Annotated in this window: 19 protein-coding genes; 12 read left to right on the top strand and 7 right to left on the bottom strand. The window is 62.8% G+C overall.

The genetic code is table 11. The features are described 5' to 3' along the window. Positions 1 to 79 precede the first annotated feature (79 nt). From ACE3QM_RS01890 to ACE3QM_RS01875, 4 genes are all read right to left on the bottom strand, one after another. On the bottom strand, positions 80 to 865 hold the full coding sequence (locus tag ACE3QM_RS01890; protein ID WP_374419800.1) for an outer membrane protein OmpK: 786 nt from the start codon (positions 863 to 865) through the stop codon (positions 80 to 82). A 191-nt stretch (positions 866 to 1,056) separates the two neighbouring features. Next, positions 1,057 to 1,389, bottom strand: a complete 333-nt coding sequence (locus tag ACE3QM_RS01885; protein ID WP_374419798.1) for an MGMT family protein — start codon at positions 1,387 to 1,389, stop codon at positions 1,057 to 1,059. Between the two features lie 6 nt (positions 1,390 to 1,395). Next, the gene (locus tag ACE3QM_RS01880) at positions 1,396 to 2,046 is read right to left on the bottom strand and encodes an MBL fold metallo-hydrolase (protein ID WP_374419797.1); all 651 of its coding nucleotides are present in this window, start codon (positions 2,044 to 2,046) and stop codon (positions 1,396 to 1,398) included. Between the two features lie 228 nt (positions 2,047 to 2,274). Beyond that, positions 2,275 to 4,257 carry a methyl-accepting chemotaxis protein gene (locus tag ACE3QM_RS01875; RefSeq protein ID WP_374419795.1) on the bottom strand — a complete coding sequence of 661 codons (1,983 nt, stop codon included), beginning with the start codon at positions 4,255 to 4,257 and terminating at the stop codon, positions 2,275 to 2,277. Between the two features lie 203 nt (positions 4,258 to 4,460). On the opposite strand from ACE3QM_RS01875, the gene ACE3QM_RS01870 reads away from it, so the two are divergent. Then, positions 4,461 to 5,267 carry a nucleotidyltransferase domain-containing protein gene (locus tag ACE3QM_RS01870; protein WP_374419793.1) on the top strand — a complete coding sequence of 269 codons (807 nt, stop codon included), beginning with the start codon at positions 4,461 to 4,463 and terminating at the stop codon, positions 5,265 to 5,267. A 96-nt stretch (positions 5,268 to 5,363) separates the two neighbouring features. Here the strand turns inward: ACE3QM_RS01870 and ACE3QM_RS01865 are convergent, their stop codons facing one another. After that, positions 5,364 to 5,813 (bottom strand): hypothetical protein, encoded by a 450-nt coding sequence (locus ACE3QM_RS01865; protein ID WP_231460742.1) that lies wholly within the window; start codon positions 5,811 to 5,813, stop codon positions 5,364 to 5,366. 373 nt (positions 5,814 to 6,186) lie between these two features. On the opposite strand from ACE3QM_RS01865, the gene ACE3QM_RS01860 reads away from it, so the two are divergent. From ACE3QM_RS01860 to ACE3QM_RS01810, 11 genes are all read left to right on the top strand, one after another. Then, positions 6,187 to 6,570: a GPW/gp25 family protein gene (locus tag ACE3QM_RS01860; RefSeq protein WP_231460743.1), complete on the top strand. Its 384-nt coding sequence runs from the start codon at positions 6,187 to 6,189 to the stop codon at positions 6,568 to 6,570. Between the two features lie 8 nt (positions 6,571 to 6,578). Beyond that, on the top strand, positions 6,579 to 7,217 hold the full coding sequence (locus ACE3QM_RS01855) for a phage tail protein I (RefSeq protein ID WP_374419790.1): 639 nt from the start codon (positions 6,579 to 6,581) through the stop codon (positions 7,215 to 7,217). Between the two features lie 30 nt (positions 7,218 to 7,247). Further along, positions 7,248 to 8,804 (top strand): phage tail protein, encoded by a 1,557-nt coding sequence (locus ACE3QM_RS01850; protein WP_374419788.1) that lies wholly within the window; start codon positions 7,248 to 7,250, stop codon positions 8,802 to 8,804. Positions 8,805 to 8,835: 31 nt separating this feature from the next. Next, entirely contained in the window at positions 8,836 to 9,423 is a 588-nt protein-coding gene (locus ACE3QM_RS01845; protein WP_374419786.1) for a hypothetical protein, read from the top strand. 104 nt (positions 9,424 to 9,527) lie between these two features. Then, the gene (locus ACE3QM_RS01840; RefSeq protein ID WP_374419785.1) at positions 9,528 to 10,673 is read left to right on the top strand and encodes a baseplate J/gp47 family protein; all 1,146 of its coding nucleotides are present in this window, start codon (positions 9,528 to 9,530) and stop codon (positions 10,671 to 10,673) included. Beyond that, entirely contained in the window at positions 10,666 to 11,322 is a 657-nt protein-coding gene (locus ACE3QM_RS01835; protein WP_053074283.1) for a phage tail protein I, read from the top strand. Before ACE3QM_RS01840 ends, ACE3QM_RS01835 begins: the two co-directional genes overlap by 8 nt. Continuing rightward, complete coding sequence (locus ACE3QM_RS01830; protein WP_374419783.1) at positions 11,319 to 12,005, top strand: phage tail protein; 687 nt, start codon at positions 11,319 to 11,321, stop codon at positions 12,003 to 12,005. The genes ACE3QM_RS01835 and ACE3QM_RS01830 overlap by 4 nt, the downstream gene beginning before the upstream one ends. A gap of 194 nt (positions 12,006 to 12,199) precedes the next feature. Then, positions 12,200 to 13,000 (top strand): hypothetical protein, encoded by an 801-nt coding sequence (locus ACE3QM_RS01825; RefSeq protein ID WP_231460748.1) that lies wholly within the window; start codon positions 12,200 to 12,202, stop codon positions 12,998 to 13,000. Between the two features lie 26 nt (positions 13,001 to 13,026). Beyond that, positions 13,027 to 13,287 (top strand): hypothetical protein, encoded by a 261-nt coding sequence (locus tag ACE3QM_RS01820; RefSeq protein WP_374419781.1) that lies wholly within the window; start codon positions 13,027 to 13,029, stop codon positions 13,285 to 13,287. A gap of 253 nt (positions 13,288 to 13,540) precedes the next feature. Further along, positions 13,541 to 14,179 (top strand): hypothetical protein, encoded by a 639-nt coding sequence (locus ACE3QM_RS01815; RefSeq protein ID WP_374419780.1) that lies wholly within the window; start codon positions 13,541 to 13,543, stop codon positions 14,177 to 14,179. A gap of 2 nt (positions 14,180 to 14,181) precedes the next feature. Continuing rightward, positions 14,182 to 14,418, top strand: coding sequence for a phage tail assembly chaperone (locus ACE3QM_RS01810; protein WP_231460751.1), 237 nt, complete (start codon positions 14,182 to 14,184; stop codon positions 14,416 to 14,418). A 66-nt stretch (positions 14,419 to 14,484) separates the two neighbouring features. On the opposite strand, the gene ACE3QM_RS01805 is transcribed toward ACE3QM_RS01810, so the two are convergent. Next, positions 14,485 to 15,885 carry an efflux transporter outer membrane subunit gene (locus ACE3QM_RS01805; protein WP_374419778.1) on the bottom strand — a complete coding sequence of 467 codons (1,401 nt, stop codon included), beginning with the start codon at positions 15,883 to 15,885 and terminating at the stop codon, positions 14,485 to 14,487. After that, the gene (locus ACE3QM_RS01800; protein ID WP_231460752.1) at positions 15,878 to 19,024 is read right to left on the bottom strand and encodes an efflux RND transporter permease subunit; all 3,147 of its coding nucleotides are present in this window, start codon (positions 19,022 to 19,024) and stop codon (positions 15,878 to 15,880) included. The genes ACE3QM_RS01805 and ACE3QM_RS01800 overlap by 8 nt, the downstream gene beginning before the upstream one ends. Positions 19,025 to 19,027: the final 3 nt, after the last annotated feature.

The raw sequence follows: 19,027 nt of genomic DNA, 5'->3' as shown, positions 1-19,027 counted from the left end.
GATCCAGCCAGCCGCTGACGATGACGGATATGAAAAAAGCCACCGCGAAGGGTGGCTTTGGTTTCCAGGCCCGGGGGGCTTAGAAGTTGTATTTCAGCGAGTAGATGACGGCGTTCTCGTTGCCGGCCACGCCCAGCTTGTTGACGGCGTAGCGGTATTGCAGACCAGCGGTCATGGACTTGATCGGGGTCCACCACAGGCCGATGGCGCCGTTCTGGCCGGTGCGGCGCTGAGTCGTGCCGGTCGGGCTGGCCAGGGTGGTGTATTCCTTGGCGCGGTCGAACTCGGTTTCGTGCCACTGGGTCACCGAGAACGGCTGACCGAAGGCGGTGAAGTCGAAACCGGCGACATAACCGGCCATATAGCCGTTCATATTGGCGCCGACGCCTTGGGATTTCAGTTCCTGATGCACGCCCAGGAAGGGCTTGAACCAGACTTTGCCGAAGCTCAGGTCGGTGCCCAGGCCCAGCACGCGGTTCTGGTCAAAGAAATCGTTGCCGCGGGTGTCGTAAACGTGGGTGTACAGCTTGACCGGCACGCCGCCCACTTCCGCCAGGTTGAAACGCGCAACTACTTTGGTGGTGTAACGACGATCGCCCGCCGGGATGTCCTTGTCGTTGCGGTTCCAGTTCTCCAGGTCGAAGAAGCCGTAAACATCGCCCCAGGAACGGCCGATGCCGCCTTCGGCTTCCAGGTACTGGAAGTTGCGCTTGGCGGCGAACGGGCCGGCTTGCGTGCGATCCAGGGTGCTCGGCGACCAGTTCAGCTGGTTGAAGCTGACATTGCCGAAGGAGTAATCACCGGCTTGCGCCACGGTACAGCCGCCCACCAGAGCCAGGGCCAACAGCAGATTGCGAGTTTTCATTGTTTCACCAGATTATTGTGCGTGTAGCGTGTAGTGCGCGCGGACAGACCTGTCGGCGCGGGCGCAGACTAGCTCAGAAATATTCGTTTGCAAAGTATTTACAATCGGCCTGTCGCATTTTTGTCATTTTATGTAAATGCGATGTATTTTGAGCTGTAGATATTTGGTGTGAAACATTAAATGTTGCGGAACTACAACTTTTTGCTACAAAAATGCGCGTCCGGCCAGCCATAACGCCGCAAATCCACCTTGCCGGTCGCGCTCAATTCCACGCCGTCTTCTTCCAGCAGCAGACGCTGCCAGTCGGCCTGCTCGCTGCCCGGGCGCGAGATGCGGCCGCCAGCGCCCAGCACCCGAAACCAGGGCACGCTGACGCCGTCCGGCAAATGGCTGAGCAGGCGGCCGACGTGGCGGGAATGGCGCGGATAGCCGGCCTGTTCCGCCAAGGCGCCGTAGGTGGTGACCCGGCCGGGCGGCAGCGCCAGCAATAGCGCGATCACCTTGCGTTCGAATTCGGGCGGCATCGCGGCTCAGCGGTAGCGCGGGTTGGCGACGTAGGGATTGCTGCGTTTTTCCTCGCCTATGGTGGTCAAGGGGCCGTGGCCCGGCACCACCGTGGTGTCGTCCGGCAGCAGGAACAGCTTTTGCTGGATCGCGTCTATCAGCTGCTGGTGATTGCCCATGGGGAAATCGGTGCGGCCGATCGAGCCCTGGAACAGCACGTCGCCGGCGATCAGCAGCCGCGCGCCGGCGCTGTGGAACACCACATGGCCCGGGGTATGGCCGGGGCAGTGAATCACGTTCAGCGTTTCCTCGCCCACGCTGACGCTGTCGCCTTCCTCCAGCCAACGATCCGGCGTCAGCGCCTCGCTACGCGGAAAGCCGAACATATGGCCTTGTTGCGGCAACTGGTCCAGCCAGAAGCTTTCCGCGCGCTGCGGGCCTTCAATCTTGACGCCCAGTTGCTCCGCCAGCCGCGCGGCGCCGCCGGCGTGGTCGATATGGCCGTGGGTCAGCAGCAGTTTTTCCACCGTCAGGTTCTGGCGGGACACCCAATCGGCGATGCGTTCGATGTCGCCGCCGGCGTCCACCACCGCGGCGCGGCGGGTGGCGTCGCACCACAGGATGGAACAGTTCTGGGCAAACGGCGTGACCGGGATCACGTGGAAATGCAGGGACATGGCGCGCTCGATTCAATGGGGATGGCCGGATTGTGGCATGAGTCGGCGCCGATGAGGAGAGGCCGGCCCGGAGCTTAGAACCTGTTTACGATCTGCTGCGCGTCGGCGGAATAGTTAGACAAGGGCGTTGAAACCCGCTTCGAAATGCTCATGTACCACGAGTACATTCCGCTTTCTTAGCGGTTTTCGCCTTGTCTCGCTCTTGCTCGCGAGACTTTGAACAGGCTCTTACAGCTTGAACTTGCCGATCAGCGTATCCAGCTCCTCGCCCAGGCGCGCCAGCAAGGTGGTGGCCTGCTGCGCCTGGCTGATGGATTCGTCGGTTTGCAACAGCATGCCGTGGATGTTTTCGATGTGGCGGGCGATTTCCTGGCTGGCGCTGGATTGCTCCGAGGTGGAAGCGGCGATGTCGCCCACCGATTCCACCACCTGCTGCGCATGGCCGCTGATCTGCTGGATGGACTGCGCGGAGTCCTCGGCCAGCTTCACGCCCTGGTCCACCTGGCGCAAAGCGCCGTCCATGCTGTCGGCCGCCTTGCTGGTGTCCTGCTGCATGGTCTGGATCACGCCGGAGATTTCCAGCGTGGCCTGGGCGGTGCGTTCGGCCAGCTTGCGCACTTCGTCCGCCACCACCGCGAAGCCGCGGCCCATCTCGCCGGCGCGCGCCGCTTCTATCGCCGCGTTCAAGGCCAAGAGATTGGTCTGGTCGGCGATGTCACGGATCACCGACACGATGCCGCTGATCTGGGTAGAGCGCTGCTGCATGCCGCCCAGCACCTCGGCCAGTTCGCGCACCGTCTGCGAAATGCGGCCGATCTCGCGCACGGTGGCGTCGACATTGGCCGAGGCCTGGCTGGACAGCGTGTCCGCCTCGCGCGCGCGCTGTTCCGCCACCCGCGCCGATTCCGCGATATGACTGACGCTGACCGACAACTGTTCCACGCTGGCGGCGGTGGCGTTGGCGGCCTCGGACTGGCGCGCCGAACTGCCGCGGATCTGATCCACGTCGCCGGACAGCTGGCGCACCGAACCCAGCACGTCGCCGGCGTGGCGGCGCACGTCCAGCATCATCGCGCGCAGCGAGCCGGTGAAGGTGTTGAAGGCGCCGGCGGCCAGGCCGATCTCGTCGCGGCTTGAGATGGGCAGCGCCCGGGTCAGATCACCGCTGCCCGAGGCCAGCTCGCTCATCGCCGACTGCAGGCGGCCCAGCGGACGCAGCAGGCGGCTGAGCGTGGCGCCCAGCAGCAGCAGGATCAAGGCCAGGATGCCCAGGCTGATCAAGGCCGATTGCCAACTGGCGGCGCGTACCGGCGCGAACGCCTCGCTCAGCGGAATGGAAATGCGCACCGCCCATGGCATGCCGGCCTCGCCCACGGTGACGGGCATGATGAAGTGACGGAAGCCGTCGTCGCTATCGTATTCCGCCGGCTGGCCGTTCTTGATCGCCGCCTTGGCCGCAGCCGGCAGAGTGGCGTCGGCCTTGCCGTTCAGCGCCGGGTCGCGGCCGGCCAATTGCATGCCGCTATTGGAATACAAGCTCATGAAGCCGCGCTGGTAGGGCTGGACCTTGGCGGCCAGCTCCTGCAGATGGCCCAGCGCGATATCGCAGCCGGCCACGCCCAGCGCCTTGCCGTTGACCAGCAGCGGAAAGGAAATGGTGCCCATCAGGATCTTGATGTCGGGATCGACATAGGGTTCGGTCAGCATAGGCTTGCCGGTCTTGCGCGGCTCGGTGTAGTAGGCGCTGTCGTCGACGCCTTCGGCGCCCCACACCACGTCGACCTTGCCGCTCTTGCGATACCAATACACCCCGCTGCGGCCGGTCTTGTCGTTGTGCTCCTTGCCGGCCAGCTCCGCGTCGCGGCCGTCCAGCGCATTGGGCTCCCAGATCGCCCAATAGCCGACCGCGTCCGGATTATTGGGCAACTGGCCCTTGACGATGTCGGACAGTAAGGCGCGGGCGTTGGGCGGAAGATTGTTCTTCACCGCCACCGCGGATTCCGCCACCACCTGGGCCGAATCGTAGGTCTTGCCCAGCAGCCGCTGCACCTGGCCGGCCTCGCTTTCCGCCAGCAACTTGGCATTGTCCAGCACCGCTTGCTCGGCGTTCTGATAACCGGCATAGATATTGACGCCGGCCAGCACGCAAAAACCGATCAGGATCAACAGGCCGGAACCGGCCAGAATCTTGCCCTTGATGGTGGTGATCATGGTTTTCCCCATCGCTTCATGTATGTTCTTCCCCGGTGGCGCCATCGGGAGCGGACGCCGGCTGCCGGGCCGATTATTATGGTTCTGGCCCGCCGGCGGCGCTGATCTCCGATGACATCCGCCATTTGTATTAAATAGCTTAAAAAGGGTAAAGGGAAATTTTGCAAACGATGGGAGGCGTCCTCAAGGACAAGGAGATGTCGATGCAAGAGCAGACCCGTCCGCAGGAGGCGGACGGCAAGGCGGACGCGGCGCGGCGGATGGTCCTGGCGCGGCTGGCGCGCGTGGAGGCGGAGCACGGCGTGCGCATTCTTTACGCGGCCGAAGGCGGCAGCCGCAGCTGGGGTTATGCGGCGCCGGACAGCGATTACGATGTGCGTTTCGTCTATCTGCACCCGGCGCCATGGTACGAGTTTGGCGGCCAGCGCGATGTGATCGAGCTGCCGTTGGCCGACGGCCTGGACATCAGCGGCTGGGAACTGCGCAAGGCCTTGCGGCTGACCCTGGGCGGCAACGCCGCGCTGCTGGAATGGCTGGCCTCGCCGCAGGTCTACCGCCAGCATGCGGCGGCCTGCGAGCTATTGCGTGGCCTGACGGCGGCTCATTTCGCCGGCGAGGCGGCCTACTGGCATTATCTGGCGGTGGCGCGCAAGAATTACCGCGGCCGCAAGCTGGAGCAACAACTGCGGCTGAAAAAATACCTGTACGTGCTGCGGCCCTTGTTGGCGGCGCAATGGGTGAAGGCGCGGCGCAGCCCGCCGCCGTTGGCGCTGGAGGAACTGGCAGCTCAGACTCTGGGCGACGCCGGTCTGCGCGCGGAGCTGGCCGGCCTGCTGGCCTTGAAGGCCGCCGGCGGCGCGCCGGAGTACGGCCCGGCCACGCCCGGGCTGCAGGATTACATCGATAATGCGATGCAGGCCTACGAAGCGGCGGCGCGACCACGCCGCCACAGCGACTGGACGCGGGCGGACGCCTTGCTGGAGCAAGTGCGTTTGGCTTGCGGCGCTTGAATCGGCGGCAAAGACCGTGAGGTGGTGGGCCGTGTCTGACGGCGCCACCCTCCCGACAAAAGGGAGGGGGCGCGTAGCGATACCGGCGCTGGCCCGTCAGCGATTGCGCAGGCGGATGCGGCGGAAGTGCGCCTCCAGACTGATCCGCTGGCCTAGCGCCAGATAGAGCTGATGTTGGCTATCGACATGGCGGTAGACCCGGACCCGGTCCGCGCCCAACAGCATCATGATTTCCAGATAGTTGAAGAAGCCCATCCACTGGCCGCGTCCGTCGCGGTCATCAAAGTCGATGTCGCGCGCGACGCGACTGAGCAAGCCCTTGCCAACGTATTCGCGGTTGTCCTTCAGCCATTGCAATAGGTGGGCCGCGCATTCGCGGCCATAGGCGCTATCGGCGGGATAGTCCTTGCTGGGCGCGGGCATGTGCCAGTAATGCGCATAGGTGCGGCCGGGGCAAAGGCGGACAAAGGGGAGCAGGGCTTCTTGGCGTGCCAGCGAGTTCAGTTTGTAGCGGCGGCGCGGGGGAAAGGTTTGAGCGTGATGCATGGTGTTTCTCCTGCTGTGACACAAGATAAACCACCTGCCGGGGAAGGCTGAGGTATTGGGCAGGCGCGTGGCAGGATTGGCGTACCGAGCTATGAAACCGGCGAGTGCATAGCACTCTCCCACCACACGCCTGCCAAGTTGGCAGAGCCATGGGTGTACTGCTTGCATAATTTCATAGCAACGGGACGCCAATCCCGTGTGCCGCATGTGGGCGGCAACGTGAGGATTGTTGCCGACCGGGTGCGGAGGGTCAAGGCATGGAGGCAAGGCTTGCGCCACATGCGGCGGTGTCCGCGAAATTGTCCTTGTAATTCAACTGTTTCCCTAACCGGCTTTAAAAGCCCCACGACGGGCGATGCGGCATCATGTCGCTATGACCCGAATATCCGACATCTCCTCCTTGCACTGGCAGCCGGCCTTGCAGGCCCGCGATCAGGCATCCCCCGCTGACATCGTCGAGAACCTCGACGACATCCATCAGGCCATGCGCATCATCCTGGGCACGCCCAAGGGCAGCGATCCGCTGCGGCCGGAGTTTGGCAGCGATTTGTTCCGTTACCTGGACTACCCGGTGGACCGCGCCCGGCCGCACGTGGTGCGCGAGGCGGTGGAGGCGATCAGCCATCCGCTATACGGCGAGCCGCGGGTGACCGTGGCGCGGGTGCTCTACAGCGTGGGCGGCAACGGCGACGCCAGGCTCACCGTGCAGTGGCGGCTGGCCGACGGCGTGATCCGTGAAACCGAGCTGCGGCTATGAGCGGCGCCGTGGCGAAGGCGGGCGGGGTGGCGCCCAATATCCTGGCCAATGACCCGCGCTTCGGCCATCTGGCACAGCTCACTACCCGGCTGGGCGACGCCGATCTGAGCACGCTGCTGGTTTATCTGGTGGACCAGGTGGACGCCGGCTGGCTGCCGGCGCTGGCGGAGCAGTTCCATGTCGCCGGCGACGAGGGCTGGCGCCTGAGCCAGGGCGCGCGCCAGCAACGCGAGCTGATCAAGCAGTCCATCCATCTGCATCGCAGCAAGGGCACGCGCTGGTCCTTGCAGCAGGTGTTGGCCACGCTGGCCTTGTCCGGCCAGATCAGCGAATGGTTCGAATACGCCGGCAAGCCCTATCACTTCAAGATCCACATCGACCTGGCCGCGCGCGGCATAGCCGCCGCCACGCTGACGGCGCTGGAGGCGATGATCAACGAATACAAGAACGCCCGTTCGGTGCTGGAGCTGCTGGCGCTGGTATTGAGCAACCGCAGCGCCGTGCCGGTGCTGGCGCTGGCCACCCAGGGCGGCGAATTGGCCACGGTCTACCCGTTCCAGCTCGAATCGTTGCAACAGCGCGCCAGCTTGAACGCGGCGCTGGCGCACGCCAGCGTCGAGATGGTCACGCTTTATCCCGCAGCATGAGATCCCTAGAACCCTTCCCAGGAGCAATCGATGGCCAATGAGTTTTTCACGCTTCTCACCGCCAGCGGCAAGGCCAAGCTGGCGGCGGCGCAAGCCAACGGCGCGCCGCTGCAGATCAGTCAGATGGCGGTGGGCGACGGCGACAACGGCGGGTATTACACGCCCAGCGAGAGCCAGACCGCGCTCAAGCATGAAACCTGGCGCGGCGCGCTCAACCACTTGGCGGTGGACCCGAATAATCCCAACTGGGTGGTGGCGGAAGCGGTGCTGCCGGATACGGTGGGCGGCTTTTACATCCGCGAGGTGGGCTTGTTCGATAGCCGCGGCGATCTGATCGCCATCGGCAAATTTCCGGAGAGCTACAAGCCGCTGCTGGCGGCCGGCGCCAATAAGCAGCTCTATGTGCGCATGATTCTGGAGGTGTCCAATACCGCGGCGGTAACGCTGCTGGTGGATCCCAGCGTGGTGCTGGCCACGCGCTCCGCAGTGGAGCAGCGCATCGCCGAGGAGTTGGCGAAGCGGGATGCCAAGCCGCGCGACTTCCATCCTCTACAAGGCTTTCCGACGCAAGCTTATCGTCGCAATGTGCTGATCAACGGCGGTTTTGACGTCTGGCAGCGCGGCGCCAGTCAGACTGTCGGCGGTTATGGCTCGGTGGACCGTTGGCTTCTGGATTTGGGTGGCGGCCCGCTTGGCGGCGCGACTTTGTCGCGAATGGCGGCCAGTATCGCCGAGACCGAAACCTTGGGGGCGACGACGAGCTTCATGCGTCTGACGCTGAGCAAGCCGCCGGCCAGCAAGGTCAACGAGTACTGCCAGGTATGCCAGCCGGTGGAAAACCTGCGGCGTTTCACCGGCAAGCGGATGACGCTGAGCTTCTGGGCCAAGGCGGATCAGCCGCGCAAGATGGTGGCCTATGTTGAACAGTGGCTGAAACGACCGCCAGCCGCATCCGACAAGATCAGAGCGCTGGAGGCGGTTCCAGTGGAGCTGACCAGCCGCTGGCAACGCTTTGTCTTCTCTTTCTCCTCGCCCAGCCTACAGGGGCGCGAACCGGGGAACGAGGCTTCTCTGGCTGTTTTTCTTGGGGTGTCGTACAGCGATGCCTACCCAGCCTTGAATGCGATTACCGGCGCGCAAACCGGCACTTTCGATATTGCTCAGGTGCAGTTGGAGGAGAGCCCAGTGGCGACGCCGTTTGAGTATCGCAGCTTTGGCGAAGAACTGACTTTGTGTCAGCGGTATTTTGAGAAAAGCTATCCGCTAAATGACTTCCCCGCTAAAAACTATGGAGCCGATTCCGCTTTCGCACCGGCTATCTTCAGCAAGATGTTTCATTTGAATGTCGGCACTTCTGGTGATAAGCAAATTAATATGACCATTCCGTTTATGGTAGAGAAACGGATTGAGCCGGCTATTGTGATTTATGACGGTTTGGGTGCGGTTGATAGAATGGCTACGAGTAATGGAAATGGCGTGATTCCCGCAGCTAAGAGCAGTTCTACCAAGTTTGTAAATATGATTCCCCCTACTGGCTCAAGTATTACTTGGGTTGCATGTCACTGGGTGGCGGATGCTGAGATTTAATGAATCTATAGGGGGAGTGAAGGTGAATGCCATGTATCGTTTAACCAAGCAGCCGGATGGAGTGATTCGAGTTGTCGATGGGGCGTATATCCCTAAAGGGCACCGCTGGTGGGATGAATATGAACTCTGGTTGCAGCAAGGTAATCAACCGGAGCCGCAGTTTGTGCTAGGGGAGTTACAAGAACAACTACTGCGAGATATCGATATCGCCACTGATGTCGCGCGCAATGAGGCTTTGGGCAGCGAGCTGCGCCTGGCCGAATACCAACGCGCCGCCGCCGAGGCGCAGGCGTTCAAGGATGCCGGCTACAAGGGCGAGGCACCGCCGATGGTGCGCTCCTGGGCCGAGGCCAAGGGCTGGGACGGCCAGCGGGCGGCGGACAGCATCCTGGCCAAGGCTGCGGCCTGCGAGCAGGCGTTGTACACCATCCGCGACGCGCGTCTGAAGGGCAAGGAAGCCGTGCGCCAGGCCGCGGACGAGGCGGCGGCGCGCGCGGCGGCCGACGAGGCGCTGTCCCGGCTGCAGCAACTGGCCGCCGGCGATTTCGCCGCCGCCGCGCCGGAGGCCGAAGCCGGCCGCGCCGGCAATTTGTTCAAGTTCTTTTCCAAACGGCTTTAAAAGCCGGCGGGCGGCGTGATGGCGGATCATGTCGCCATCACCCCTCCACGGCGTCCCGCGCCGGCCGCGCCCGGCCGCGGCGCTCCATTCAAGGATGTGTTCTCATGACCCCAGATTTGCCCAAGTTCATCGACGACGATCCGCATACCGTCACCGCAGAGCTGATCGACGCCTATCAGAAAATGAGCGGCAAGACGCTCTATCCCGGCCAGGTGGAACGCTTGCTGATCGACCTGATCGCCTACCGCGAAAGCGTGGCCCGCGCCGCCTTCAACGACGCCGGCCGCCAGAACCTGGTGGCCTTCGCCCGCGCGCCGATGCTGGATTACCTGGGCGAACTGGTCGGCGTCAGCCGGCTGCCGGCCCAGCACGCGCGCTGCACGGTGCGCATCGCTTTCACCCAGCCCTTGACGCTGGCGCAGCTGATTCCGGCGCAGACCCTGGTGGCCGGCGGCGGCGTGCAGTTCCAGTCCTTGGCCAGTCAGATCGCGCCGGCCGGCAGCAGCAGCATCGAGGTGCCGGTCAGCGCGGTGGAAGCGGGCGCCGCCGGCAACGGCTTTGTGCCGGGCCAGATCAACACCCTGGTGGATGAGCTGGAGGTGGACGCCAGCGTGGTCAATATCGACACCAGCGCCGGCGGCGCCGACGCCGAGGACGACGAGCGCCTGCGCGCGCGCATCCGGTTGGCGCCGGAGTCGTTCAGCGTGGCCGGCAGCGCCGCCTCCTATCGCCACCATGCGCTGCGCGCGCATCAGGACATCGCCGATGTGACGGTGATCAGCGCCAGCCTGCAGCAGCAGAACGGCGAATTGCAAAGCGCCAACCAGGTGCCGCCAGGCGTGGTGCGGCTATACCCGCTGACCAAGACCGGCATGCCGCCGGACAGCCTGCTCAGCGTGGTGGCGGCCGCCTGCAGCGCCGACCGGGTGCGGCCGCTGACCGATCTGGTGGAGGTGCTGGCGCCGGAGGATTACGGCTACCAGGTGCGCGCGCGGCTGACGCCGTATCGCGACGTCGATCCCAAGACGGTGCAGCAGCAGGCGCAGGCCGCCGTCGGCGCTTTCGTGCAGGCGCAGGCGGAGCGGCTGGGCCGCGATATCGTGCCGTCGCAGCTGATCGCCACGCTGTCGGTGCCCGGCGTCTACCAAGTGGTTTTGATGGAGCCGGGCGCCACCCGGGTGGTGCCGCCGCAGGGCTGGTCGCACTGTACTGGCATCCAGCTGGAGATGACCGGAGGCCAGGATGGCTGACATCACGCCCAATCTGCTGGCGCGCGACGCGCGTTTCGGTCCGCTGGCCAAGCTCAGCGAACGGCTGGGCGACATCGATCCCGGCGGCCTGCTGGTCTACCTGGTGGATACGGTCAAGCCGGACTTGCTGCCGCTGCTGGCCGAACAGTTCCACATCGACGGCGACGAAGGCTGGTTGCTGACCCAGACCGAGCAACAGCGCCGCGACCTGATCAAGCAGAGCATAGAGCTGCACCGCCACAAGGGCACGCCCTGGGCGCTGCGCGAAGTGTTCCGCATCCTCGGCGTGACGGTGGAACTGGAGGAATGGTGGCAGCGCCGGCCGCCGGCCGCGCCCTACACCTTCGAATTGACCGCCTGGGCCAATGACAATCTGCTGCCCGGCCAGGCCTTGCTCAACCCTGATCTCTACCGCCGGCTGCGGCGCATGGTGGAGCTGGCCAAGCCGGCGCGCAGCACTTACCGCTTCAAGTTGGGCGCGCGTTTCAACGGCCGTCTGGGCCTGGCCTCGGCCGCTCAGGCGCGCGCGCTGATCCGCCGCAGCGCAGAAGCGGCGCCGATGCGGCTGGAGCCGCAGCAGCCGTTGGCCCTTTCATCCGCCGCGCAAATCTATAGCGTGGTCCACGTCACCATGGAGGCATCGTTGTGAGCACCCCTTTAGCACCTCTTATCACCGCCGCCGGCCTGGCCGCGATCTGGCGCGCCAGCAATGACGGCGTGTCCGCGCAGATCACCCACATCGCCTTGGGCGACGGCGCTTACGCGCCGGCACAGGGCCAGACCGCCTTGCGCAGCGAACAGGCGCGCTACCCCATCGCCGGCGGCGAACGGCTGGGCAATACCCAGATCCATCTGACCGCCATCGCCGACGACGCCAAGGCGTTTTGGGTGCGCGAGATCGGCTTCATCCTGGCGGACGGCACCTTGCTGGCGGTCTGGTCCGACCCGAAGGCGGCGCTGGCCTACAAGGCGGCGGATGTGCAATTGCTGCTGGCCTATGACCTGGCCTTGAACGCGCTGCCGCCGGACAGCGTCACCATCCAGTCCAGCGGCGCCGGCCTCAATCTGAGCCTGGCCAGCGAACTGGCGGAACTGGCTGCGGCCCAGATCGGCGAAGCCAACCGCGGCCTGGGGCGCGACGAGCGCATCCGCGCGCAGGACGGGCGCTTGCAGGCGCTGGAGCCGCAAGTGGCCGCCTTGCAAAACCGCAGCCAGGCGCTGGAACAGGAACATGCCGCCGATAAACGCTCCGGCCTGGAGCTGGCTACTGCCAATGCGGCGGCCATCGTCAATATGCAGCATTTGTTCGTCAAACAACGTCTGGGCGCATGAGCGCCGGGGCTGCGTCGCAGCCCCACTCCCCCTGGCCAATGTGGCCATCCCCGCAGTGATCCCTGTTTTTCCCGCGCCGCTTCCGGCACTTCCCCATTGCTATGTGTTTCCGTTTCCAGGCTGAGGTCTGGGGACGCGTTGTCTTGGATGGTCGTCAAGGCCATGTATCGCGGTAGAACTTTTAGGAGAGCGTGATGAGTTTGGAGAGCAATATCGCCGAGTTGGTGAAATCGGCCAATGGTTTGACCGATGCCGTTCATGGAAAGATCGGTGAAATCGATCAGAAAGTCGGTCAGAAAATCACCGAGTTGAATAATTGGAGAACCGGTCATTGGAATGAGCATCCGGCCATCGCCGTGAATTTCAATGCCCGGATGACGGCAGTGGGGGGCGAGGGTGATAAGAAACTGCCGCTAGCTTTGGGTGTACATGCTGGTGGGGATTTTTGGGGCAAGTTCGATGCGGCATTGATTCCTGTGACGCCGGGAGAAGAGCCGGCATCCCGCCCGCCCATCGTTCGCGAGTTATTGCAGTATATGAAGAGCGATGATCGGCACTTTTCTGCCAATTTCAATATCCTGCACTTGACGGTGAAGAAAGTCAGTGAGGGCTTCGGTCCCTATGTTTTTTTTGTTCCCTATCAACACGTCAAGATGGGCGCTTTTACCAGTGTGGCGCTGTATCACAAGGTGATTGGTCAAGGAGACTGGAACTGGATGGATAACAGTAAAAAAGGAGTTTGGAATCAGGTTACCCATCATTTTCTATCAGCTCACGCTGGGGCTTATACCCATGTCGATATTGCTTTATCCAATGCTCAAGTAGGTGATCAGCTGTATCTGGCATTGCCGCAAATTATTCCAGGGGTATGGAATCCAGAGCTTCGCCTGCCGCAACTATACAATATTTTTGACCCTGTTATTGATGTGATTGGTAATAGCACGATCAGTGGCCTCGGCGGCGTATTTGCCAATATCAATAACAGCAATCGTTAAATCAGGGGGTTGATATGAGTACTGAAATGAAACCTTATTCCGATATGCAGGATGATATTGGCTTGATCGTGACGGATAAAGGACTAGAACGGCCTGCGGTGGTATGGGCGCGTGATGCTTGCGCCGCCTATATCCATCGTTATTACCCTGTGCATGTGCAGTTGAATGTGCTGCGGACCGGCTCGGAAGATGAACGCAAGAAGATGAGTGTCTTCATCGATGCCTGCCGGGTCTGGAGCAATCAAAAATCTGCTACGAGCGCTGAGTTGGAAAAAATCAAGCCGTGATATTGAGCCGGCGTGCCGCGCATGGCATGCCGGGTGGAGCAAATGGCTTGGCTAAGTCTGAATGAACCGCGCTTCCGTATCATGGAGCGCGGTTTTCGCCTTTTTTGCTAAAGCGGCTTAAAAGCCGTGGTTTTCCGTAAGTGACACAATGTCTTCATGTCAGCGCTGAAGCTGTTCACGCCGGAAGGGCGGTGGACGAACACATGGTTGAATTTAATTCAATCCACTCTGTGATGAACCATTGGAGAGCATGATGAGCTTGGAAAGCAATATCGCGGAACTGGTAAAAGCGTCGAATGCGCTGACCGGTACGGTGAACGGCAAGATCGCCGACATCGACCGGCGCGTTGATGTCAAGGTTCAGCAAATGGAAGATTGGCGAAATGGTGCGCGGCAAGAGTTTGCAAGTATTGCAACTCAGACGATTGCAGTGGGAGGGGCGGCAGATCACTGGTATCCAGTTGTAATCAGTCTGCCAAGCCGCAAGGCAATGGATATATTTATCGCGCGCTATACTCATGAAGATAGTGATAAATACGAAAAATTTAATGGGGCGATGTTTCTACACCTGTGTGGCGTCAATGGTGAGTGGGGCGGCGTTCCTCCTCTATTGTATCCTCAGGCATACTCTTATAAGGCTGGGTTATTCGAAAAATTGCCTCCTGTTGCTGATTTCGGAATTACGGCGTTTGGCATGAAGGCTGTTGTCTGGCTGTTGGGAGCGCGTCATTATAATGTGACGACTTCCGTGCCTGCGATCATTGAAGTGTTTAGCCAAGAGATAGGGAATGTCGTGTATGACCATCCTAGTCCCCAATATGTAATAAAGTTGGATGCTCTCCAAGGAGTGTCTGGGGCTATGGTCGTTAACGGTTATCTGCGAGGCGCGTGAAAATGGAACAGAATCAATTGGATCAAGTTGTAATTCAGCATATTGAACAGGGCTTATTGATGGATTTGCGTATGCGGCGCACTACGCTGTTGCGTGAGAGTGATTGGACGCAAATGCAGGATGCGGCACTGAGCTCTGAGCAAAAGGCTGCATGGCAAGCATATCGTCAAAAGTTGAGAGATCTGCCAGGAGCCATTACAGATATCCAGCGTGTTACTTGGCCGGCGCGGCCGGCCTGAGCTTAGCGAGACAGATAGGTAACAAAAAACCCCGCCAAGGCGGGGTTTGTCGTTTGCTGCCGCGAATCAGGACTTGGCCGGCGTTTCCCAGCCGCCGCCCAACGCCTTGTACAGGCCCACCACCGCGTTCAGATGATCCAGCCGCGCGCTGACCAGGCCCAACTCGGCCTGGAAGCTGTTGCGTTGCGCGTCCAGCACGTCCAGATAGCTGGCGTAACCGTTGTCGTAGCGCAGGTTCGCCAGGCGCAGCGACTTGTTCAAGGCCTGGAACTGCGTGGTCTGCGCCGCCTGGATGTCGCGCGCCGCGCCGTAGCCGGACAAGGCGTCCAGCGCGTCCTTGAACGCGCTCTGCACCGTCTTCTGGTACTGCGCCAAGGCTTGCTTCTGCCGCGCGTTGGCTGCGTCGACGGCGTAGCCGGTCTGGCCGAAGTTGAACACCGGCGCCGCCAGATTGCCGACAAAGCTCCAGGTCCGCGTCGGGCCGGTGAACAGGGTGTCCAGCGACAGGCTTTGCGAGCCTAGCGCCCCGCTCAGGCTGATGCTGGGGAAGTAGGCCGCGCGCGCCACGCCGATGCGGGCGTTGGCCGCGATCAGCTGCTGCTCGCTGGCGGCGATGTCCGGCCGCCGCTCCAGCAGGCTGGAGGACAGACCGGCCGGCACTTCCGGCGGGGCCGACAGCGCGTCCAGGCTTTGGCCGCGCTGGATGCCGCCGGCCACCAGCTGCTTGGGCGAGTGGCCGAGCAGCACGCCCAGCGCGCTTTCGGTCTGCTCCAGCGCGCTGGCGATCTGCGGCAACGTGGCGCGGGCGGAAGCCGCTTCGGCCTCGGCCTGCTGCTGGTCCAGTTCCGAGATCAGGCCGCCCTTGAAGCGCTTGGTCTGCAGTTTCAGCGATTCCTCGCGGCTTTGCAGCGTGCGCTTGGCGATGTCCAGCTGAGCGTCGTAGGCGCGCAGCTGGAAATAGGTCTGCGCGGTTTGCGCGGCGATCGCCAGTTTGGAGCTGTCGCGGGCGAAGCGGCTGGCGGCGAAGTCGGCGCGCGCCGCCTCGTTACCGCGGCGCAGCTTGCCCCACAGGTCCAGTTCCCAGGACGCGGTGAGGTTGGCATTGCGTACGTCGCTGACCAGCGGCGCGCCCGGCGTGGTTGTGGTGGCCGAAGTGCGGCCGCGCTGGTAGCCGGCATTGGCGTTCAGCGCCGGCAGCAGCTGGGCCCGGGCGATGCCGGCCTGGGCCGCGGCCTCGTCGACGCGGGCGGCGGCGGCGGCCAGGTCCTGGTTGTGTTCCAGCGCTTCGGCGATCAACCGGTCCAGCACCGGATCGTTGAACTGCTTCCACCAGTCCATGGCGATGGCCGGGTTCTGGGCCTGGGCGCTGTCCGGCAGCTCCAGCTTGGGGCGGCTGTAGTCGGGGCCGACCGCGCAAGCGGTCAGCGCCAGCGCCACCAATGAGGGAATCAGGGCGCGTTTAAGCATCGGCCTTGTCTCCTGCCTCGGCCGTAGGCTGAGGCTGTTTCGGTTTGCTGAACTTCATGATGAGCATGAAGAACATCGGGATGAAGAAGGTGGCGATGAAGGTGGCGGCCAACATGCCGCCCACCACGCCGGTGCCGATCGAGTGGCGGCTGGCGGAGCCGGCGCCGCTGGAGATCGCCAGCGGCATACAACCCAGCACGAAGGCCAGCGAAGTCATCACGATAGGACGGAAACGCAGCTTGGCGGCGGCGATGGCGGCTTCGACCACGCTCAGTCCTTCTTCTTCCATTTGCTGGACGGCGAACTCCACGATCAGGATCGCGTTCTTGGCCGACAAGCCGATCAGGGTGACCAAGGCCACCTGGAAGTAGACGTCGTTGGCGAGACCGCGCAGCCAGTTGGCCATCAGCGCGCCGAACATGGCGAAAGGCACCGCCATCAGCACGCTGATAGGCAGGCTCCAGCGCTCGTACTGCGCCGCCAGGATCAGGAACACCATGATCATGCCGAAGCCGAACACCACGGCGGAAGAGCCGCTGGTGGATTTCTCCTGGAAGGCGGAACCGGTCCACGCCAGCGTATAGCCGTCCGGCAAGGTTTCCTTGGCCACGGCTTCCAGCACGTTCAGCGCCTCGCCGGAACTGAAGCCTGGGGCGGGGCCGCCCACCAGCTTGGCCGCCGGGAAGATGTTGAAACGCTCCAGGCTTTCCGGGCCGGTGGTGTGCTTGATGGTTACCAGCGCCGTCAGCGGGATCATATTGCCGTCCTGCGAACGCACATAGATGTTGCGCAGGTCTTCAACCCGGGTGCGGAAGTCCGCCTCCGATTGCAGCTGCACGCGGAAGGTGCGGCCGAACTTGTTGAAGTCGTTGACGTAGAGCGCGCCGAAGGTGCTCTGCATGGTGTCGAACACGGTGTTGACCGGCACGCCCAGGGATTTGGCCTTGGCGCGGTCCAGCTTGACGTAGATCTGCGGCACGCTGGCGGAGAAGGTGGTTTGCACCCCCTTCAGTTCCGGACGCTTGGCGGCGGCGGCCACCAGTTTCTTGGTGACTTCGCCCAGTTCCACCGAGCTTGCGCCACCGCGGCTTTGCACATAGGCCTCGAAACCGCCGGTATTGGACATGCCGGAGATCGGCGGCGGGTTGAAGGCCAGCACGATGCCGTCGGTAATGCCCATCATGCCCTTGGCGAAGGTATCTCCCACCACCGCCTGTGACGACAGATTGGGCGCCTTGCGCTCATCCCACGGCTTCAGGGTGATGAAGGACACGCCGGCATTGGTCTTGTTGCCGCCAGTCAGAATGTCGAAGCCGGCGAAGCTCATCACGTCCTTGACCGCCGGGTTCTTGCTGGTCATCGCGTCCAGCTTGGTCATGGTGGCCGAGGTGCGCTGCATCGACGCGCCATCCGGCAGGAAGGCGGCGGCGATGATGTAGCCCTGGTCCTCGTCCGGCGCCAGGCTGGACGGGATCATGCGGAACAGGCCAACGCAGATGGCGATCAGGCCGGCGAACAGCAGGATGCCCACCGCGCTGCGCTTGATCAGGAACACCACGCCGCGGGAATAGCCCTGGGTCAGGCGATCGAACCAGTTGTTGAACCAGACGAAGAAGCGGGCCGGGTGTTGATGGCCTTCCTTCAACAGCAGCGCGCACAGCGCCGGGGTCAGGGTCAGGGCCACCAGGCCGGAAATCGACACCGACACCGCGATGGTGATGGCGAACTGCTTGTACATCTGGCCGGCGATGCCGCCGAGGAAGGCGACCGGGATGAACACCGAGCACAGCACCAGCACGATGGCGACCAGCGCGCCGGATACCTCGTCCATCGCCTTGAAGCTGGCTTGCAGTGGCGATAGTTTTTCCTGCGTCATCAGGCGTTCGACGTTTTCCAGCACCACGATGGCGTCGTCCACCACGATGCCGATGGCCAGCACCAAGCCGAACAGCGTCAGGGTGTTGATGGTGAAGCCGAAGGCGTACATGCCGGCGAAGGTGCCGATGATGGAGACGGGCACCGCCAGGCAGGGAATCAGGGTCGCGCGCCAGTTCTGCAGGAACAGGAACACCACCAGGAATACCAGCACCATGGCCTCGCCCAGCGTGGAATACACTTCCTTGATCGACACTTCCACGAACTTGGTGGTGTCGTAGGGGATCGCGTAGTTCAGGCCTTTGGGGAAGCTTACCGCCAGCTTCTGCATCGTCTGTTCCACGGCTTGCGCGGTGGCCAGCTGGTTGGCGCCCGGGGCCAGGAAGATGCCGATCGGGATGGTCGGGCGGCCGTTGTGCGTGCCGGTGAAGTCATAGGACAAGGCGCCCAGTTCCACGCGCGCCACATCCTTCAAGCGCACGGCGGAGCCGTCCGGGTTGGAGCGCAGGATGATGTTCTCGAACTCTTCCGGCTCGGACAGGCGGCCCTGGGTGGTCACGGTATAGGTGAAGTCCTGCTTGCCCTTGACCGGTTCCGCGCCCACCTTGCCGGCGGCGAACTGCGCGTTCTGCTCGCGGATGGCTGCGGCCACGTCGCTGGGCGTCAGCTTGAGCTGGGCCAGACGATCCGGTTTCAGCCACACGCGCATCGAGTAGTCCTGGCCGGCGAAGTTGATCACGTCGCCCACGCCCGGCACCCGCTTCAGTTCGTCCACCACGTTCAGCAGCGCGTAGTTGCTGATGAACAGGGTGTCGTAGGTCTTGTCCGGCGAGAACAGAGAAATCACCTGCAGGAAGGCCGAGGATTTCTTGGTCACGTTCACGCCCTGCCGGCGCACTTCTTCCGGCAGCTGCGACAACACCGACTGCACGCGGTTGTTGACGTTGATGGTGGCCTGGTCGGCGTCGGTGCCGATCTTGAAGGTCACGCTCAGCGACAGCTTGCCGCTGGAGGAACTGGTGGACTGGACGTAAAGCATGTCGTCCACGCCGTTGATCGCCTGTTCCAGCGGCGAGGCGACGGTATTGGCGATCACCTCGGCGGACGCGCCCGGATAGCTCGCGCTCACCGAGATCATCGGCGGCACGATTTCCGGGTATTGCTCGATGGGCAATGCCTTGAGGGCGGCCAGGCCCGCCAGTGTGATCACGATGGAGATCACGCTGGCGAAAATGGGCCGCCTGATGAAAAAGGCGGAAAACATGAA

Origin of the sequence: Chromobacterium sp., from assembly GCF_041912965.1 — a bacterium.
Lineage (GTDB): Bacteria > Pseudomonadota > Gammaproteobacteria > Burkholderiales > Chromobacteriaceae > Chromobacterium > Chromobacterium aquaticum.
This window is presented reverse-complemented; position numbering and strand designations above follow the sequence as displayed.

What these genes read in the sequence shown, in the direction of transcription:
- ACE3QM_RS01860 (WP_231460743.1), top strand. Translation starts at nt 6,187, where the DNA reads ATGACCCGAATATCCGACATCTCCTCCTTGCACTGGCAGCCGGCCTTG.
- ACE3QM_RS01810 (WP_231460751.1), top strand. Translation starts at nt 14,182, where the DNA reads ATGGAACAGAATCAATTGGATCAAGTTGTAATTCAGCATATTGAACAG.
- ACE3QM_RS01850 (WP_374419788.1), top strand. Translation starts at nt 7,248, where the DNA reads ATGGCCAATGAGTTTTTCACGCTTCTCACCGCCAGCGGCAAGGCCAAG.
- ACE3QM_RS01805 (WP_374419778.1), bottom strand. Translation starts at nt 15,885, where the DNA reads ATGCTTAAACGCGCCCTGATTCCCTCATTGGTGGCGCTGGCGCTGACC.
- ACE3QM_RS01840 (WP_374419785.1), top strand. Translation starts at nt 9,528, where the DNA reads ATGACCCCAGATTTGCCCAAGTTCATCGACGACGATCCGCATACCGTC.
- ACE3QM_RS01870 (WP_374419793.1), top strand. Translation starts at nt 4,461, where the DNA reads ATGCAAGAGCAGACCCGTCCGCAGGAGGCGGACGGCAAGGCGGACGCG.
- ACE3QM_RS01880 (WP_374419797.1), bottom strand. Translation starts at nt 2,046, where the DNA reads ATGTCCCTGCATTTCCACGTGATCCCGGTCACGCCGTTTGCCCAGAAC.
- ACE3QM_RS01845 (WP_374419786.1), top strand. Translation starts at nt 8,836, where the DNA reads ATGTATCGTTTAACCAAGCAGCCGGATGGAGTGATTCGAGTTGTCGAT.
- ACE3QM_RS01820 (WP_374419781.1), top strand. Translation starts at nt 13,027, where the DNA reads ATGAAACCTTATTCCGATATGCAGGATGATATTGGCTTGATCGTGACG.
- ACE3QM_RS01800 (WP_231460752.1), bottom strand. Translation starts at nt 19,024, where the DNA reads ATGTTTTCCGCCTTTTTCATCAGGCGGCCCATTTTCGCCAGCGTGATC.
- ACE3QM_RS01835 (WP_053074283.1), top strand. Translation starts at nt 10,666, where the DNA reads ATGGCTGACATCACGCCCAATCTGCTGGCGCGCGACGCGCGTTTCGGT.
- ACE3QM_RS01865 (WP_231460742.1), bottom strand. Translation starts at nt 5,813, where the DNA reads ATGCATCACGCTCAAACCTTTCCCCCGCGCCGCCGCTACAAACTGAAC.
- ACE3QM_RS01825 (WP_231460748.1), top strand. Translation starts at nt 12,200, where the DNA reads ATGAGTTTGGAGAGCAATATCGCCGAGTTGGTGAAATCGGCCAATGGT.
- ACE3QM_RS01885 (WP_374419798.1), bottom strand. Translation starts at nt 1,389, where the DNA reads ATGCCGCCCGAATTCGAACGCAAGGTGATCGCGCTATTGCTGGCGCTG.
- ACE3QM_RS01890 (WP_374419800.1), bottom strand. Translation starts at nt 865, where the DNA reads ATGAAAACTCGCAATCTGCTGTTGGCCCTGGCTCTGGTGGGCGGCTGT.
- ACE3QM_RS01875 (WP_374419795.1), bottom strand. Translation starts at nt 4,257, where the DNA reads ATGATCACCACCATCAAGGGCAAGATTCTGGCCGGTTCCGGCCTGTTG.
- ACE3QM_RS01815 (WP_374419780.1), top strand. Translation starts at nt 13,541, where the DNA reads ATGAGCTTGGAAAGCAATATCGCGGAACTGGTAAAAGCGTCGAATGCG.